The following is a 1,449-nucleotide window of genomic DNA, read 5'->3' as shown; positions in this document are numbered from 1 at the left end:
GGCTCTTCAGGATTGAGGGTGTAATCGCGGCCTGAAACCGCCGGTCTCCAGCAACGACCGCGCAATATAATGCGCCAAGTTCTTGAACCCCAACGCGATACCCCGCAAATGCTCCAGCCTCCCGTTTAATGCTTCAGTTGGACCCTTCGAACTGCCCTTGTGATCGAAGTACGCCAGGATGTCATTCTTGCGACGCTTCAGCGTGGTGCCCAACCGCTTCAGCTCCGGCAGCCCCGCGGGCACCTTGGAACCGATTTCGTCGATCAGCGTCGATAAAGCCCATTTGCCGACCTCGGGCTTCGGCTGCCGGTACGCATCGACCATCCGCTGATACACGCTCCACACCAGCTGCACCGGCTCATACGCCGGCTCGGTGAACAGGTCTTCGAGCTTGGCTTTTTGCTTCTCGATCGCCAGGTCCAGCCCCACGGTCAGCGTCCTGCGGGCCTTGTAGAGGGGGTCATTTTTGAGCCCGCGCGGTCCGTGCTGCTCGCGCTGGACCCGCTGCCGAGTACCATCCAGCGCGTCTGAACCCAGCTTGACCACATGGAACGGATCCAGCACCTCCACCGCCTCGGGCAGCTCTTCGGCAGCCGCAGTCTTGAAGCCGGCGAACCCGTCCATCGCCACCACCTCAATGCCCCGCTTCCACTGCTCATCACGTTCGGCCAGCCAGCTCTTGAACACCGCCTTGGACCGCCCGGCCACCATGTCCAGCCACCGTGCCGGGCCGGTGCCCTCGCGCACCGCGGTGAGGTCCACGATCACGGTGACGTACTTGTCCCCGCTGGCGGTGTGCCGCCACACGTGCTCGTCCACGCTCAGGACCCGGACCCCGTCATATCGGGCGGGATCGTTGATCAGCAGGCGCCGCCCCTCGGCGAGCACCGCCTCGTTCGCGGTATTCCAGGTGACGCCGAGCCCTTCGGCGATCCGCGCAACGGACAGGTGCTGGCACACCAGCCCGGCCAGCGCCCAGGCCAGCCCGGAACGGCTGATTTTCTGCCGTGTTTCGGCTGCTTTGCTCAGGTCCTCGCGCCACACATGGCGGCAGTGCGCGCACCGGTACCGGCGGTGCTTGATGACCAGAACGGTGGGACGCCATCCCAGCGGCTCGTGGGCCAGGCGCAGGGTGATGGTATCGCGCGGGACGCCGTGCTGCCCGCAGCGCCGGCACCACGGGTCGGGGTCGGTCACTTCGCACAGGATCTCTGCCCGGCTGGTGCTCAGTCGCTGGCCGGTGGCGGTCAGCCCGAGCCGGTCCAGGCTGGTGAAGCTCGTCAGGTCCGGGGTCGTGAAGGTAGGATGGGGCAACGTCGAGGTCTTTCGAGAATGTTTGTGTAGGAACTTCCATTCTCTTGGAGGGCCTCGACTTTTTCGTGTCCCGGCGACACGCCCGGGATCCGGGGCTCTGGTTTGACGCGATTACACTCTCAATCCTGAAGAGCC

The 1,449-nt window shown here is 64.9% G+C and carries 1 protein-coding gene; it reads right to left on the bottom strand.

What is annotated here, in order from left to right:
* Positions 1-6: 6 nt before the first annotated feature.
* Positions 7-1,314 carry an ISL3 family transposase gene (locus ANI01nite_RS16600; protein ID WP_141359365.1) on the bottom strand — a complete coding sequence of 436 codons (1,308 nt, stop codon included), beginning with the start codon at positions 1,312-1,314 and terminating at the stop codon, positions 7-9.
* Between the last annotated feature and the right edge of the window lie 135 nt (positions 1,315-1,449).

The organism is Glutamicibacter nicotianae (assembly GCF_006539525.1).
In the GTDB taxonomy this organism is placed as follows: Bacteria; Actinomycetota; Actinomycetes; order Actinomycetales; family Micrococcaceae; genus Glutamicibacter; species Glutamicibacter nicotianae.
Note: the sequence above shows the minus strand (reverse complement) of the source record. Positions and strands in the feature narration are given on the sequence as shown.